Below are 14,620 nucleotides of genomic sequence, written 5' to 3' on the forward strand. Positions count from 1 at the left end.
GGGCCTCGGTGCAACGGACACAGCACGCCTCTATCTCGCGGCTGCCTTGGGCCAACCAATATGTGCAGCGCGACGAAGACTGGCTTTCACAACCTGGCGATGAAAAGGAGCGATAACCAATATGTAGGCTCGGCCCAGGAGGTTGTGGCAGTGGACAACGGTTGAGACAGTCAGTTGACCACCGAGCGTTGGAGACAAGTCGGGCGTGTGGAGTACCGACAGTCTGAAATCGAGGTGCTTGTCGTCCTCGCCCAAGACGATCTCGGTTTCGCTTTTGCCGTAGACCTTGAAGATGCCAATGCGGTCGGCGTTGGCTTCGCTGGAGAGAGTCGCGAGGTGCTTGGCGGTCTTCAGACCAAAGCACGCAACGATTGCATCCCGGGCGTTGGTGAGCCATCCGATCCAGGATGGCTGCTGCGAAATAAGGAATCGCCACAGGACCTCTGGATCGCTAGAGGCGCCAAAAGGAAGTTGAACCGCAAATGCGTCTGCGAGATTCGTTGATTCATAAATAGTAGCGACGGCAGACTGCGTGGGGAGAGCAACCGGCTTTACTGGCGTGAGTTCACTTGGCATGAATGGCACTCCTAGGTCTAACGGATGACATGAGGGGCATCTTATGCCTTGCAGGTCGCACTGGACTCCATAGTGGGCACAAGTGGAGAAGCTCAGCCTCCTGCCCGTCGCGGTATTCGCGGCGGCGACTGTGGAAGCTACAGTGCTCTCATGACCGACACAAACATGCTCCCTCCTGACTTGCAAGCCGCCATGCGTACACGAGACGAAGCCTTCTATGCCGTCGATCCGGCGCAGTGGGGCAAGTACACCGCGAGCGACTTCACGACTGTCCAGCAGAACGGCCAGTTCATGTCTCGGGCCGAACGGATCGGCAACCTTCAAACGCAGAAGCAGCGGCCCTATGTCCCGCGCGAACGTGAGCAACACGAGCAGCAAGGCGACCTTGTAGTCACTCGCTTTTTCAGCGGCGGGCTATGGGTAGTGGAAGTCTGGAAGCGCATTGACGGTGCATGGGCCACCGTCATGACTCAAGCCACCACGGCGACTTCCACCACGCCCTGACCCAACTCACGCCGCTCCTGTTTGCTCATTCAGCGGCCGGCAAACCTCCAGCACCACTCCGCGCAGCCACCGATGCGCGGGGTCCCGATCAAGGCGCGGATGCCACATCTGCGACACGGTGATCTGCTCCGTGGGCATCGGCAGCGGGAACGAGCGCAGCGTGCCACGCGCCCTCAGGTGCTCGAAGTACGAAGACGGTATCAGCGCCACCAGGTCGGTCGCGGCCGCTATCGACAAGGCGGTGCTGAAGCTGGGCACGACGACTGCGGTATTGCGCACCAGGCCCATCGCTGCGAGAGCGTCATCCACCGGTCCCACAGTCCGGCCGTGGCGTGAAGTGACCACGTGGTCGCAAGCGGCGTAGCGCTCGGCAGTGATCCCGGGTTCGGCGAGCAGGAGATGGCCCTCGCGCACCGCGGCGACGAAGCGGTCGCGGTAGAGCGCCTGAACGCGCACCTCCGGACCCGCCTCGCCGAGAACGCCGACATCCAGATCGATCAATCCCTCGCGAAGAGGACGAACGTCCTTGTCGGGCTTGGGCGCGAAGCGCAGGCGAACGCCGGGCGCTTCGTGCGCCGTGCGAGCCACGAGCCGATGCGCGAAGCCTTCGATGAAACCATCGTTGGCCCGTATGGTGAACAGTTGCCGAAGCGTGCGAGGGTCCATGCTCGCGCCGGCGGGCTGAAGCACCGCGCGTGACTCCTGCACCAGCTCCCTGACACGGTCGCGCAGTGCCAGCGCATGCGGCGTGAGCACCATGGCGCGACCCGCGCGCACGAGCAGTTCGTCCCCGGTCGATTCCCGCAATCGCGCGAGCGCCCGGCTCATGGCCGATTCGCTCAGGCCCAGGCGCTCGGCGGCTTTCGCGACGCTGCCCTCGGAAAGAAGTGCGTTCAACGCAAACAGCAGGTTCAGGTCGGCATCTGTTGGCATGCCCGAAACCTAGCACGGCTGCGATGGTTTCGACAGGCGCCGCATGCAGGAACAAGCTGCGCGCCACGCGCTGGGCAAGCCGTGTGTGCGGTTCTAAGCTGGCTTGGCGCAATAGAGCGTGCCTCTCCCAGTTGCCCAATCATGTTGTCCTCCACGCTTCGACCGAACTCTTCTCCCATCATTGCCCGCACCGTCGAAACCCAAGAGGTGAACGACGTGAACGCGGTGCATGACGCCGATGGCTTGCCTCTGTCGCGGCGCTTCGCAGCCGTCGCCGCGATCCTGGGCGCGGGCGTGCTGGTGGTGCTCGACGGCGCCATCGCCAACATCGCGCTGCCGGGCATCGCCCAGCAACTGCAGGCGACGCCCGCCGATGCCGTCTGGATCATCACGGCCTACCAGCTGGCCGTGGTCATGTTCCTGTTGCCGGCTTCCGCTGTCGGGGAGCGGTTCGGGTATCGGCGCGTGTTCGCTGGCGGCGTCGCGCTGTTCACCGCGGCGTCGGTGTTGTGCGCGTTGGCCCCATCGCTGCCATGGCTCGTGGCCGCGAGGTGCCTCCAGGGCCTGGGCAGTGCGGCCGTGATGCCTCTTGGGCTGGCGCTCTTGCGCTTTACCTATCCGCGTCGATTGCTGGCGCGCTCGATCGCCTGGAATGCGCTCGCCGTCGCGGCCGCTTCCGCGTCGGGGCCCACACTTGGCGCTTTCATACTCTCCGCGGCAAGCTGGCCGTGGCTCTTTGCGGTGAATCTGCCGATCGGCCTCGTCGTGCTCGCCGCCTGCGCGGGGTTGCCGAGCCCGCCGCGCTCGGAGCGCCGCATCGACGTGTGGAGCATCGCGCTCAACGCGGTCATGTTCGCCGCCTTCGTGCTCGGGAGCGACCGGCTCGTGGTGCATCCGTTGCACGGCGGCGCGTTGCTCGTGTTGTCGGCCGTTTGCATGATCCTGCTGGTACGGCGCGAGATGCCGAAGGCGGCGCCGTTGATCCCGCTCGACCTGCTGCGCGTGCATTCCTTTCGGGTCTCGGTCATTGCCTCCGTGTGCTGCTTCACCGGCCAGATGGCCGGCCTTGTCGCGCTGCCGTTCTACATCCAGCACGAGCTGGGCCAGAGCGCGGTGACCGCCGGCCTCTTGATGACCCCCTGGCCTCTGGCGGTGATGCTGGCCGCGCCGCTGTCGGCGCGCCTGGCCCAGCGCGTGCCGAGCGCATGGCTGTGCGCAGCTGGAAGCGCTTGTTTCGCGAGCGGCCTGGCCCTGTGTGCCTTGTGGCCGCTGCACGGCAGCAACCCGGCCTTGCCGATCGCCGTGTTCACGAGCCTCGCCGGCCTGGGCTTCGGCTTCTTCCAGACGCCCAACAACCAGAACATGCTGCTTTCAGCACCCAAGGAGCGCAGCGGCGCGGCCGGTGGCGCGCAAGGCACCGCCCGGCTCACAGGGTTGACGCTTGGCAGCCTGTTGATGAGTTTGATGTTCGGGCTGCTGCCGTCCCACAGCGCGGTGCACTGGGGCCTGGCGGTGGCGGCCCTGGCTGCATTGGCCGGGAGCGTGGCGAGCTTGCTCAGGAGTCCCGCAAGGACTGGGGTCACCCATGCCCGAGGTCTCGTCAAATAAGCCCCCTGGTCGCTGCCTTCAAAGTAGCGGCCGCTCGCGTCGAACATTCGAGCTTGAGGAACAGACGTTCGACATGCGTTCGCACCGTGCGCGGACTGATGCCCAGCGCACGAGCAACCTGCTTGGTGCTGTCGCCCCGACTGATGCAGCGCAGAACCTCCAGTTCGCGCTCTGACAAAGACTGCTCGCCGCGCGCCGGCGCCACAGGCTTCGCGGGCATATGCGTATACGTATGCGACAGAACACTGGCGAGCAACGCAGCGATGACTTCCTGGTCGAAGCGGCCCGCCTCGGCCTCTTCCTTCATGCGATCGAGCGCCTCTGCTTCGGTGAACGCCGCTCGCCACGGACGGCGGGTTCGAAGAGAAACCCACTGCTCGGCTGCGGCAACGATCTGCCCCTCCTGCGGCATCGCCGCACCCGATCGGCCGCGGAAATAGCCGGAGCCATCGCACCGTTCGAAGGCGAAGGATGCAATTTCTGCTTCGAGCGCAAGTCCGTCGATTTGTCCGGCGGCGCGGGAGGTCCAGTACGGCACGAGCCGCAGGCGTTCCAGTGACGAGGCTGGCAGCGGTTCGGGCGCATTCCAGATGGCGTTGGGCACCGACGCCCGCCCGATGCCGTGGATCAACGCAGCCTTGTACGTGCGGTGGCACAAGGCCTCGTCCAGGCCGGCACGCGCGCTGCAATCGCGCGCCAGTTGGGCCACGCGACGCGAGTAACCCGTCATCCAGGGAAGCTTGAGATCGATCACGTCGCCCACGAGCTCCAGCCCGACGCGCCGAAGCATCGAAGCGGGCGGGTCGGTAACGCCGGTCCACGGCGGAGCGGCGGAATCCAGCGCTTTCATCCACGTCGAGACCCACGGTGCGCTGGCGTCGACAAGGAAGCCGGGGTAAACGCTGTTTGCGCGTCCGCGGGCTAGCGCGAGCGCTTCGTCGAATCCGTACAGGCGGCTGAAAATCTCGAGGTCGCTCGCCAGGGCCACGACGTACGTCGCAAGCGGCACGTCGTTGCCTTGCAGAAGGCCGGGCACGCCGCCGCCGTCGTAGGTCTCGAAGATGGCGCGCAGCGCCGCTTCGGTATCGGCGCCCAAGCCCAGCGTGTTCGCGATGTCGCCGGCGATTTCGCAATGGATGTTGGCCATGACGAGCATGGCGTTGGGAATGGGCACGCCGCGGGGCGGCTGCTGCGCCGTTCGCGGCTTTTGCGATGCAAGAAGGGCGCTTCGCCCCTGCACGTCGTCCTCCAGAAAGTCCGCGAACTCCTGGGCATTGGCAGTGCAACCCGACCAGCGCAGCAGCGCGACGTGCCGGGCGGCCTCGACCTGCGCTGGGTCGCAGCGGGCCTGCGTCGCGATCATTCCGGCAAGCCACGCGGTGCGCAGCGAATGGTCGGTCGGCTGGCCCATGCTCAGATCGCCGATGAAAGCAAGCGCGCGGACTGCGTCGAAAACGGCAATGGTCGTGTCGTCGGACATGAAATGGCTGCGGCAAAAGCCCAGCATCGCACAGTCGCTCTTTTTCGGGGCCTGTCGGTCATTCGACCGATACCGCGCCTGGTGCCGCCGAAACAGAATCTCCTGCACCGACCCCGCTCAAGGGGCTGCGACCTTCCTACCTACCCGATCTCGCGGTCTTCACCGCCAATGCCATGTCCAACACCAACCAGTCCCCTCTTCAGCGAGCCGCGTGGCTGCGCAAGCTCTACTTCATTCGCGCCGCCTTTTCCTTCGCGTGGGTCGCGCTGGCGTTCACCGTAGCCAAGGGGTCGCCCGCACTCGCAAGCGGCCTGCTGATCGTCTATCCCGCATGGGATGCGCTGGCAAACCTGCTGGACGCCAGGATGACGGGGGGCGCAAAGGCCAACCCCACGCAGGTTCTGAATGCCTGGATGAGCGGGCTGGTCACGGTTGCCGTGGTGGTTTCGCTTGTGCTCGAGCTGCAGATCATTTTGGTGATCTTCGGGGTGTGGGCCATCGTTGCGGGCCTGCTTCAACTGGCGACGGCCATTCGTCGCCGCAAGAGCGATCGAGGGCAGTGGGTGATGATGCTGAGCGGGGCGCAGTCTGCGCTGGCCGGGGGATTTTTTGTGGCGCAGCAAGGCAGTGCGGCGCCCGTTGTGCAAACCTTTGGCGGCTATGCGGCTGTCGGGGCTGTGTACTTTCTGATTTCCGGACTTGTCATCCTGTTTCGTGCGGATGGGTACTATCGGCCCCAAGCAAGGAGACCCGAATGAGAAAGCTCAAGATCATGGAGCACATCTCGCTGGACGGCGTAATCCAGTCCTCCGGCGAAGACGACTTTCCCTACGCTGACTGGACCGCACCCTATCGGACGCCCGCGGGCCGGGATGAAGTCTTCGCCGCGCACGGCGGGCGCTTCGATCTGCTGCTCGGTCGTCGCACCTACGACATGTGGTCGGGCTTCTGGCCAAAGGCACCGAGCAGCCCGATGGCGGATAGCTTGAATGCGGCCACCAAGTATGTCGTTACCCACCGTCCGGAAAGCCTGGAGTGGGGCCCGTTCGAAGGCCTTGGACCGGACATCGTCGAGAGCATTCAACGCATCAAGTCTCAGGCTGGCCCTGACCTCGTCCTCTGGGGCAGCTCCACGCTGACATCGACGCTGCTCGAGCATGGGCTTGCAGATGAAGCAATGCTGGTCGTCTATCCGGTCCTGCTGGGCACCGGGAAGCGCCTCTTTGCGGAGGGAACGCCACCGCGCTCCTTCGAACTCGTCAGCACGAAAGCAATGCCGTCCGGAATCATCCTCAGTGCTTACAGGTTTGCCGGGCCTTTGAAGACCGGCTAGTCAGGCGCTGCGAAGGGCGATCGAATCAGCGGACCTCTTCGCCGCTCGTCAGCACGATCTTGATGCTTGCAAGAACGCGGCGGCTCACGCACCGCTACCGGCAATGGCGAGACGAGACAGGAACAAGTCGACCTGGCTTTCGTCCGTTGCCCATGAGGTGACCAGGCGGATCACGGAGTGGCCGTCGTTCGCCCTTCCCCACACATAGAACGCGAAGTCTTTCTGCAACGCAGCGATCACCGGGTCCGGCAGGATGGGAAACACCTGATTGGTCTCGGTATCCGCGGCCAGTGCGTGGCCCGCCAAGGTGATGCCGGATGCAAGCTTCGCCGCCATTGCATTGGCGTGCCGCGCCATCGACGTGAACAGATTGGCGGCGCCGAACAGCTCCTGGAACTGGATGCCCAGCAACCGCCCCTTCGCCAGCATGCCGCCGCGCTGCTTGAGATGAATTGCGAAGTCTTCCTTCAGCGCAGGGTTGCAGACCACGATGGCCTCTCCCAGCAGCGCACCGACCTTGGTCCCGCCAATCCAGAAAATGTCGGCCAGCGCGGCAATGTCGGCCAGGCTCGCGTCGTTCTTGTGCGAAGCCAGTGCGGCACCAAGGCGCGCACCGTCGAGAAAAAGTAGAAGGCCCCGCTGCCTGGCAAGGGCCGAGATTTTCTGCAGCTCCGCGAGCGTGTAGATGGTGCCCGTTTCCGTCGCGTTGGAAAGGTAGATGAGCCGCGGCTTGGCCATGTGCGGAAAGTGCGCGTTGGAGGCAAGCGCCTCCTCGATCGCCTGCGGGGTGATCTTTCCATCGACCGCCGGAACCACGATGAGCTTGTGCCCGGTCGCCTCGATGGCACCGGCCTCGCGCACGACGATGTGGCCGGAGCCCACGGCAATCACGGCTTCATGGGGGCGAAGGCAGCTCGATATCGAGACGATGTTTGCCATGGTCCCGCTGGCGACGAAGTGGATCGCGCCATCGAAGCCCTCGCCCAGGCGCGACCTGATTTGCGCCTTGGCCTTTGCTGAGTAGGCGTCGTCTCCGTAGGGCGCCTGCTGCACCAGGTTGGAGTCGGTGAGCGCGCGCAGGATGTCGGGATGCGCGCCCTCGCTGTAGTCGTCGAGAAAACTGAAGGTGGTCATTCGGTGCCGTGCAGTTGGATGGACGCCAAGACACGGAAGACTACTGACCGATGACGAAGTCGCCTTGTAAAAAATTGACGCCGGGCCGCTGAAAGCGCGCCGGGGTCACGCCGTAAGCCCGACTGAACGCGCGGGTGAAATGGCTCTGATCGAAGAACCCGACGGCGTGCGCAACATCGGTGATTGCCATGTCGCGGTTCACCCGGATCAGTTCCACTGCGCGCTCGAGCCGCAATCGCAGCAACCAGGCGTGGGGTGTCATGCCGACTGTGCGCTTGAAGAGCTTCAGGAATCGAAAACGCTCCAGGCCGAGCAGGACGGCCAGGTCCTCCAGGACGATCTTGTCGGCAATGTTCGCCTCCATGAAGTCCCGGGCAAGTCCGAACTGCTGCGGCGACAATGTCCCGGCGACGATCTGGGGCGCGGGGCGCAGCAGGCGGGAAAAGATGGACTCGAACAAGTCCATCACTCGGGCTTCGTTCAGCAGCGGATCGGCCGGTGCGTGCCGAAGGCTCGCGTGCGCCCTCAGCAGCTCGCTTGCAAGGTGAGCGTCCCTCAGCACCATCGCAGGCTGTGGGGGAAGGTAGTGACTGCCGGTAACTTCTTCACCCAGGCCCGCCAGCAATGCAGGCGAGATGCGGAAGGTATGCAGCGTGTACGACTCATCTGCGCCCGCCGTTCCGTCATGAACCTCACCCGCGGGCATCAGCTGGATTGCACCGCGTGAAAGCAGCAGCGACTCGCCCTGATAAGTCTGGCGCTGCACGCCATCGGTGACGAGCGCTATGTGGCAGTCGAGGTGGTAGTGAGGCTCGAACCGGAACTCGGCAAACCGGGCCGTGCTCAGGACGAGGCCGGGGATGTCGGCAGCGCGGTCGTATTGGACTTCTTCACGCATGAACGGCTCCAGTCAGTTGTTCGTCGCCGTTGAAGTCTGAGACACACATGTGTATGAGAGTGCACATCTCGAACCCTACGATCTGAGTTTAAAGTCCGAGACGAGGTCCGCGACACGGGAATTTTGTCTCGAACCCGTCCACAAATGTCTGAGACATGTGCAGCCGCCAATGCCTAGATCGCTCGGCCTGATCGGCCTAGGGGCCGCTAGACAAGACTCTTAGCCCTCCGAGAGGAGTGTCCGGAAGACCCGAGCGCGCCCATCTAGAGACCCGCCGAACTCGTCACCTTGGATCAACTGCCATGCCTCAAACTGGCTCACTCGCCGCCAATCTCCACGAAGGATCCCGCTCTGAGTACATAGCTCAGTATGCGCTTTCCGCACTCGGCATGGCAGCACTTCTGCCGCGACAGGAAGATGTGGGAATCGATCTGCAGTGCGCCCTTGGTGAGCGTATCGGCCAGCGCTTGTCCATTCGTAACTACTACCTTGCGCAGGTCAAAAGCACCGATGACTTTGGCTCCTACGAAGGCCAAGACTCCGTGAAGTGGCTATGCGCGCATCGCTACCCATTAATCTTCGTCCACGTCAAAAAGCGCACGGGCGACATTGCGATCTATCAGACGGCTGAGTTGGTCCAAATCACCCATCTCAATGCACTGCGCGTCACCCTGCAACCGGGCGGTCCCGCCCCTTCGTTTTCCGCGCGACACGGCAGCGAGGAGGAGGTCGTGCTGACATTAGGGCCACCGATCCTCGCGTTCAGTGTCGCAAACATTGGTGACGATGGGTGGCGCACCCACGCGCGTCAGATCCTGCGCTTCTGGATCGAACTTGACCAGGCCAACATCGACAAGCGGGTACGGGGCATGGTGTCCTTCGAATTCCCCGAGAGCTACCAGATCAACGCGATGCCGGTCGGGAGGACAGCGGCTCTAAATTTCAAACATGCAAACGTTACAGACAATCTGTTGGACGCACTGGCCATCCGCGTGAGCGTGGCGGCGGCCGATGGCGATCACCAGGCTTTCGGTCAGATCATCGATTTCGTCGCTCACTACGTGATTCCACAATTCCAGGCCGATACCGGCTCCAGCACCATGCGCCATCTGGTGATCGCGGTTAATACGGCAGCCAAGAAGCTGGGCCATCGAGGGCGCCTGGTCATCCATCTGCCCGACGGAACTCCTTGCGTCCTCGAGGCGGACATCGAGTCGTGAGGATTCAGCTGTTTTTGAAATCCGCTTGACCGAGTCAGCCGTTCGGAAGTCGTGCGCGAGAACGGCTGACGATTACTGCATCCAGGCTGGCACCTAGCATCAGTCCTTGCATGACCGCCGTGACCGTGCCTACCTCCTCCTTTACCCGCTCAGGAGCCCGCGCAGAAAGGAGGTTGTAGAGAACAGATGCGCCCACCGAAGCGTAGTAGCCGAAACGGGCATCGAAAGCATCTGCCACTGGCTTTGCCAGCACTCCCACGGCGACTGTGTCGAGTTGCCATTTTTTCAGCCGGTCTCGGCGGCGCTCAAATTTCTGTGTCTCGGCGTTGATCTGTTGGACCACCTCTTCCATGGACTCCAGGGACGGAGCCTGGCGCATAAGGCGTGCGGCGAGAGTTCGGAACCGATGGGCTGGAGCCCCCTTGAAGTTGCGCGCGACCTCCATGGCGGGCACGTCGGCGAGCGCCAACAGGCCATCGACAAGCGTGTGCATACGCGGTGCGACCGGATCGACGGGCTTCCCTTGCGAGCGGCTTATGAAGCTAGCCACTGTGTGGCAATTGCCGGTTTCGTCATAGCCCCCCGAAAAACTGCGGGGGATGAGCGCCGCACCAAGTCCCAGTGCCCACTCCACCGCCGCGCCCGCGGTACTAAGTTCCAGCCGCGCATCCTTACCTTTCAATCGGAAGATCAACTCGCCTAGATAGGCGCCGATCCCGCCGCCCAAACAGGCGGTCGCGCCATTCATCATGAAGGCATAGTGCTGATCCCGCAGGATCGACGCGTAGCTTTGGCTCAAGACGCCCTCAGCACCCGCGGCGCCACTTGTGGTGAGGTGAAGCAACGAGAGCATTCCGGCTCTCTGGGATGCGGTGAAAGGTCCGTAGAGCAACGGATCTTTGGCCTGCCCGGCAATGATCGTCCGCCTAGCAAGTGAGCGCGACAACACAAGCGCCTCCCGGTCGACCTCGGCGACCGCCTCAAGCAACGCAGGCGCATATCGCGCCGCCGAAAACGGCAGGATGATCTTGCAGCGCCCGAGCCCTATCAGTTCCTGCAAGTCCACTATGCCGATGCCGTGGCGTTGCATCCAACTGGGATCGCTGTGGTCCGGAATGAGGTTTACGCGCTCGTACAGTGTCAGCAACTCAGAAAGGCGCACATCACTTTTGTCTGCCGCATCGAAGAGGCAATCTCCGCTCTCGTCGATGGTTGGCTGCATCGGCTCCCGCATGCCCCGCTGCTTGAGAAACACCCGCCACTCGTCCTCATCCTGTGCGAGCAGCAGCCTTACCCCAGGGCCCAGGCGTTCGGATCGGGATGACACCAGTGAAAGATCGAAATCCGCCACGCCTCCTGAGGGTCGTGGCGGATTCTGGTCGGGCCGGGGCACCGTTTCGAACTGCACATCTGCAGTGAACCCCAGCGTCTTCATGGCTGAGCGCAATTGGTTGCGCTGGACTTCGTCCAAGGCCTCGAAGCTCTTGAAAAGCCACCCACCGTCGGGAGTAGCGTCAAGCCCTCCCATTGGTACGTCCGGATCAGCAAGACCAAGAAGCTGGTTCAAAGCAGGTACAGACAAGGGCGAATCATGAAGCCATAGCTCCTTTTCATAGTCCTGCGTGACGTCGATGGGCGTGGCACCGGCGTGAATCGCGTTGACGAGTCGCAGGCGGCAGGTGACAGGTCGGATCTCGTGGTCAACAACAGCCTGGACCGCAACTAGGTCTTCGTTCGGGATGTTGCTGTGCAGCACAAAGCCTGTCGAATCCTCGTACAGCCGAGTCTCGTATTGCGGATAGCGCATCCTGAAAGTGCGGGCTGTCCAGCGCGCCCACCCTCGACTGATCTCTTCTCTTGCGTTCAAGTAAAACCCATTGCGTCTGAAGGGAACTAGGCAGACTATGGCACACGCTTGACGCGACGACCTACGCGACGCTGATCTAAGGGCGAACAATGAATCCTCCGACGCGCAAGCAGGTGCATGGCGGTGCGCCGGTCATCGGCAGAGACACCAAGTTCGGCATGCGCTTCCGAGAGGCTCATCGTAGTAGTAGCAGATTTGTCTGACCGCGGTAGGTTCTAACCCATGACAGCTGGTCGATCCATCTGAAGTCCGGCACCACATCCCCACTAGGGTGGCGTTGCGCTACGCTGCGAACTGGAGGGACTAGCGATGGAACTTGGAGCACCTGTTTTCGACGCGATGAACGAAGCTGACGTTCGCGAGGAAGTGATCGCACCCTTGATCAAGGCGATGGGGTATCGCACCGGCACCGAGAACAACGTCCTGCGAGAACTCAGCCTGACCTACAGCCGCGTGCAGCTCGGGCGCGAAAAAGCGAACGATCCGCCTGTTGAATTCCGCCGATCTCTGACCCTAGATTTCCATTGAATACTGACCCACCCGCTTTGTGAGCTTGAAGGCTTCACGGTGTGGATAAGTGCTTGGTGTTCTCCTTTTTAGGTTGAGGCTTTGCAGAACTGTTTTTGAACCTGAAGCTGTGTGGATCTGCCGCAGATTGCGCCGCTGTTTCCGCGATTTGGTGGCCTCGATCGCGAGCCAGGTCGCGAGCTTCTCGGCATAGGGATCGAGCTTGCTCGAGCCCGTCCGCTTGGCGTAGCGCGGCATTTCTTCGCCGCCTCGCAGGTACTTCTTTACGGTGTTGCGAGACAGGCCTGTACGCCTGGCTATCTCGCGGATGGACATCTGCTCGCGCAGGGCCCAACGTCTGATGACACTCAATGTCGCCACGTCTATCACTCCTAGGATCCCCTGCTTTAAAAAACAGCAGGGTAGGGTTTTACGTGGGTCAGTCTTAGACGGAAATTACTGCGCTAGCTGGGTCAATTTTCGACGGTAAACAACACAGAGTTGACTGCTTGGCGTTGCTTACCGGCGGCCACGTCTCAATCATTAATGCGCTGTCTCGGACTTTAATGCGCTGTCTCAGACATTAATGGCAAAGAACATCAGTCGATGCGCTGTCTCCGGATCACTCCACAGTCACGCTCTTCGCCAAGTTGCGCGGCTTGTCGACATCGGTCCCCCGCGCGCATGCCGTGTGATACGCCAGCAGCTGCAGCGGCACCACATGCAGGATCGGCGACAACGCGCCGTAGTGCTCCGGCATGCGGATCACGTGCAGCCCGTCGCTGCTCTTGATCTTCGTGTCGCCGTCGGCCAGCACGTAGAGCACGCCGCCGCGCGCGCGCACTTCCTGCAGGTTGCTCTTGAGCTTTTCGAGCAGCGCGTCGTTCGGCGCCACCGCCACCACGGGCATCTCGCTCGTCACCAGCGCGAGCGGGCCGTGCTTGAGTTCGCCGGCGGCGTAGGCCTCGGCGTGGATGTAGGTCACTTCCTTGAGCTTGAGCGCGCCTTCGAGCGCAATCGGGTAGTGCAGCCCGCGGCCGAGGAACAGCGCGTTGTCCTTGCGCGCGAAGTCTTCGGCCCAGCCGATGATCTGCGGCTCCAGCGCCAGCACCGACTGCAGCGCGACGGGCAGGTGGCGCATTTCCTTCAGGTAGCGCGCCTCGTCGGCGTCGCTCAGCCGGCCCTTGGCCTGCGCGATGGCGAGCGTGAGCAGGAAGAGGCCCGCGAGCTGCGTGGTGAAGGCCTTGGTCGAAGCGACGCCGATTTCGACGCCTGCGCGCGTGATGTACGCCAGCTTGCACTCGCGCACCATCGCGCTGGTGGCGACGTTGCAGATGGTCAGCGTCTGCTCCATGCCGAGCGAGCGCGCATGCTTCAGCGCGGCCAGCGTGTCGGCGGTTTCGCCCGACTGGCTGATAGTGACGACCAGCGTCTTCGGGTCGGGCACGGAGTCGCGGTAGCGGTATTCGCTGGCGATCTCGACCTGCGTGGAAATCTTCGCGATGCCTTCGAGCCAGTACTTGGCGGTGCAGCCGCTGTAGTAGCTGGTGCCGCAGGCGAGGATGAGGATCTTGTCGATGTCCTGGAACACGCGGTAGGCACTGGCGCCGGTCGCACCGTCCTGCCCGATGCCGTCGAACAGCTCGGGCACGATGCCTGCCACGCCTTCGAGCGTGTCGCCGATGGCGCGCGGCTGCTCGAAGATTTCCTTCTGCATGTAGTGGCGGTACGGGCCGAGCTCGGCCGCGCCGCTGTGGGCGAGCACGGTGCGCACCTGGCGCGTGACCGGCTTGTGGTTCTTGTCGACGATCCAGTACTTGCCCGGCTGCACGTCGACCACGTCGCCTTCTTCCAGATAGATGATCTGGTCGGTCACGCCGGCCAGGGCCATCGCGTCGCTGGCGAGGAAGTTCTCTGCGCCGTCCTTGCCCGCGCCGAGGATCAGCGGCGAGCCCGCACGCGCACCGACCACGCGCTGCGGCTCGTCGCGGCAGATCACGGCGATGGCGTAGGCGCCGTGCAGCTGCAGCACGGCAGCTTTCACGGCTTCGAACAGGTCGCCGTCGTAGAGGCTGTCGACGAGGTGGGCGATGACTTCGGTGTCGGTCTGGCTTTCGAAGGCATAGCCCTTGGCTTCGAGCGCGGCGCGCAGCGTTTCGTGGTTTTCGATGATGCCGTTGTGCACGAGCGCGATGCGACCCGGCCGCGCGGTCTGCGCATCGGCGCCGGGGCCGTGGCTGAAATGCGGGTGCGCGTTGTGCACGGCCGGTGCGCCGTGCGTGGCCCAGCGCGTGTGGGCGATGCCGGTGAGGCCCTCGACCTTGTCGTCGCGCACCTGCGCCACGAGGTCGGCCACGCGCGAAGTGGTGCGCGCCCGCGTCAGGCCGCCGGCATGCACCGCCACGCCGCACGAGTCATAGCCGCGGTATTCGAGCCGCTGAAGGCCCTGGACCAGGACCGGAACGATGTTGCGATGGGACGCTGCCCCGACGATGCCGCACATGGTGAGCTGCCTTTGAATGAAGAAGAGCCTCGATGGTAGGAAGGCGCGAAAGAAATA

13 protein-coding genes and 1 pseudogene are annotated in these 14,620 nt (G+C 63.1%); 6 read left to right on the top strand and 8 right to left on the bottom strand.

The window, feature by feature from the left end; all coding sequences use genetic code 11:
• Positions 1-30: 30 nt before the first annotated feature.
• Positions 31-576, bottom strand: a complete 546-nt coding sequence (locus ACSFCA_RS23735; RefSeq protein WP_258351147.1) for a DUF2867 domain-containing protein — start codon at positions 574-576, stop codon at positions 31-33.
• 150 nt (positions 577-726) lie between these two features.
• Here ACSFCA_RS23735 and ACSFCA_RS23740 point away from each other — a divergent pair, with 150 nt between their 5' ends.
• Positions 727-1,080: a nuclear transport factor 2 family protein gene (locus ACSFCA_RS23740; RefSeq protein WP_258351148.1), complete on the top strand. Its 354-nt coding sequence runs from the start codon at positions 727-729 to the stop codon at positions 1,078-1,080.
• Positions 1,081-1,086: 6 nt separating this feature from the next.
• Here ACSFCA_RS23740 and ACSFCA_RS23745 read toward each other — a convergent pair whose 3' ends face one another.
• Positions 1,087-2,013 carry a LysR family transcriptional regulator gene (locus ACSFCA_RS23745; RefSeq protein ID WP_435460995.1) on the bottom strand — a complete coding sequence of 309 codons (927 nt, stop codon included), beginning with the start codon at positions 2,011-2,013 and terminating at the stop codon, positions 1,087-1,089.
• A gap of 207 nt (positions 2,014-2,220) precedes the next feature.
• Here ACSFCA_RS23745 and ACSFCA_RS23750 point away from each other — a divergent pair, with 207 nt between their 5' ends.
• Positions 2,221-3,621 (top strand): MFS transporter, encoded by a 1,401-nt coding sequence (locus tag ACSFCA_RS23750; protein WP_435460996.1) that lies wholly within the window; start codon positions 2,221-2,223, stop codon positions 3,619-3,621.
• Here the strand turns inward: ACSFCA_RS23750 and ACSFCA_RS23755 are convergent.
• Positions 3,614-5,101 (bottom strand): HD domain-containing phosphohydrolase, encoded by a 1,488-nt coding sequence (locus ACSFCA_RS23755; protein WP_435460997.1) that lies wholly within the window; start codon positions 5,099-5,101, stop codon positions 3,614-3,616. The genes ACSFCA_RS23750 and ACSFCA_RS23755 overlap by 8 nt on opposite strands.
• Before the next feature lie 173 nt (positions 5,102-5,274).
• Between ACSFCA_RS23755 and ACSFCA_RS23760 the strand changes: the two genes are divergently transcribed.
• A complete protein-coding gene (locus tag ACSFCA_RS23760) occupies positions 5,275-5,859 on the top strand; it encodes a DUF308 domain-containing protein (protein WP_258351152.1) in 585 nt (194 codons plus the stop codon).
• Positions 5,856-6,434, top strand: a complete 579-nt coding sequence (locus tag ACSFCA_RS23765) for a dihydrofolate reductase family protein (RefSeq protein WP_258351153.1) — start codon at positions 5,856-5,858, stop codon at positions 6,432-6,434. The genes ACSFCA_RS23760 and ACSFCA_RS23765 overlap by 4 nt, the downstream gene beginning before the upstream one ends.
• A gap of 84 nt (positions 6,435-6,518) precedes the next feature.
• Here the strand turns inward: ACSFCA_RS23765 and ACSFCA_RS23770 are convergent, their stop codons facing one another.
• Positions 6,519-7,568, bottom strand: coding sequence for a threonine aldolase family protein (locus tag ACSFCA_RS23770; RefSeq protein WP_435460998.1), 1,050 nt, complete (start codon positions 7,566-7,568; stop codon positions 6,519-6,521).
• Between the two features lie 40 nt (positions 7,569-7,608).
• Positions 7,609-8,466 (bottom strand): AraC family transcriptional regulator, encoded by an 858-nt coding sequence (locus ACSFCA_RS23775; protein WP_435460999.1) that lies wholly within the window; start codon positions 8,464-8,466, stop codon positions 7,609-7,611.
• Between the two features lie 389 nt (positions 8,467-8,855).
• Here ACSFCA_RS23775 and ACSFCA_RS23780 point away from each other — a divergent pair, with 389 nt between their 5' ends.
• On the top strand, positions 8,856-9,686 hold the full coding sequence (locus ACSFCA_RS23780) for a hypothetical protein (RefSeq protein ID WP_435461000.1): 831 nt from the start codon (positions 8,856-8,858) through the stop codon (positions 9,684-9,686).
• Between the two features lie 34 nt (positions 9,687-9,720).
• On the opposite strand, the gene ACSFCA_RS23785 is transcribed toward ACSFCA_RS23780, so the two are convergent.
• Positions 9,721-11,493 carry a hypothetical protein gene (locus ACSFCA_RS23785; protein WP_435461001.1) on the bottom strand — a complete coding sequence of 591 codons (1,773 nt, stop codon included), beginning with the start codon at positions 11,491-11,493 and terminating at the stop codon, positions 9,721-9,723.
• 369 nt (positions 11,494-11,862) lie between these two features.
• Here ACSFCA_RS23785 and ACSFCA_RS23790 point away from each other — a divergent pair, with 369 nt between their 5' ends.
• Entirely contained in the window at positions 11,863-12,081 is a 219-nt protein-coding gene (locus ACSFCA_RS23790; RefSeq protein WP_435461002.1) for a hypothetical protein, read from the top strand.
• A 111-nt stretch (positions 12,082-12,192) separates the two neighbouring features.
• On the opposite strand, the pseudogene ACSFCA_RS23795 reads toward ACSFCA_RS23790, so the two are convergent.
• Positions 12,193-12,450 (bottom strand): annotated as a pseudogene (locus ACSFCA_RS23795) (helix-turn-helix domain-containing protein); the annotation flags it as partial.
• 232 nt (positions 12,451-12,682) lie between these two features.
• The gene (gene glmS / locus ACSFCA_RS23800; protein WP_435461003.1) at positions 12,683-14,563 is read right to left on the bottom strand and encodes a glutamine--fructose-6-phosphate transaminase (isomerizing); all 1,881 of its coding nucleotides are present in this window, start codon (positions 14,561-14,563) and stop codon (positions 12,683-12,685) included.
• Positions 14,564-14,620 lie beyond the last annotated feature (57 nt).

Origin of the sequence: Variovorax multivorans (genome assembly GCF_051216835.1) — a bacterium.
Lineage (GTDB): Bacteria > Pseudomonadota > Gammaproteobacteria > Burkholderiales > Burkholderiaceae_C > Variovorax.

Bases quoted from the DNA above. Each gene is read 5' to 3' on its own strand.
- glmS (WP_435461003.1), bottom strand. From the start codon at position 14,563: ATGTGCGGCATCGTCGGGGCAGCGTCCCATCGCAACATCGTTCCGGTC.
- ACSFCA_RS23785 (WP_435461001.1), bottom strand. From the start codon at position 11,493: ATGCGCTATCCGCAATACGAGACTCGGCTGTACGAGGATTCGACAGGC.
- ACSFCA_RS23780 (WP_435461000.1), top strand. From the start codon at position 8,856: ATGGCAGCACTTCTGCCGCGACAGGAAGATGTGGGAATCGATCTGCAG.
- ACSFCA_RS23775 (WP_435460999.1), bottom strand. From the start codon at position 8,466: ATGCGTGAAGAAGTCCAATACGACCGCGCTGCCGACATCCCCGGCCTC.
- ACSFCA_RS23745 (WP_435460995.1), bottom strand. From the start codon at position 2,013: ATGCCAACAGATGCCGACCTGAACCTGCTGTTTGCGTTGAACGCACTT.
- ACSFCA_RS23790 (WP_435461002.1), top strand. From the start codon at position 11,863: ATGGAACTTGGAGCACCTGTTTTCGACGCGATGAACGAAGCTGACGTT.
- ACSFCA_RS23740 (WP_258351148.1), top strand. From the start codon at position 727: ATGACCGACACAAACATGCTCCCTCCTGACTTGCAAGCCGCCATGCGT.
- ACSFCA_RS23755 (WP_435460997.1), bottom strand. From the start codon at position 5,101: ATGTCCGACGACACGACCATTGCCGTTTTCGACGCAGTCCGCGCGCTT.
- ACSFCA_RS23760 (WP_258351152.1), top strand. From the start codon at position 5,275: ATGTCCAACACCAACCAGTCCCCTCTTCAGCGAGCCGCGTGGCTGCGC.
- ACSFCA_RS23765 (WP_258351153.1), top strand. From the start codon at position 5,856: ATGAGAAAGCTCAAGATCATGGAGCACATCTCGCTGGACGGCGTAATC.
- ACSFCA_RS23770 (WP_435460998.1), bottom strand. From the start codon at position 7,568: ATGACCACCTTCAGTTTTCTCGACGACTACAGCGAGGGCGCGCATCCC.
- ACSFCA_RS23735 (WP_258351147.1), bottom strand. From the start codon at position 576: ATGCCAAGTGAACTCACGCCAGTAAAGCCGGTTGCTCTCCCCACGCAG.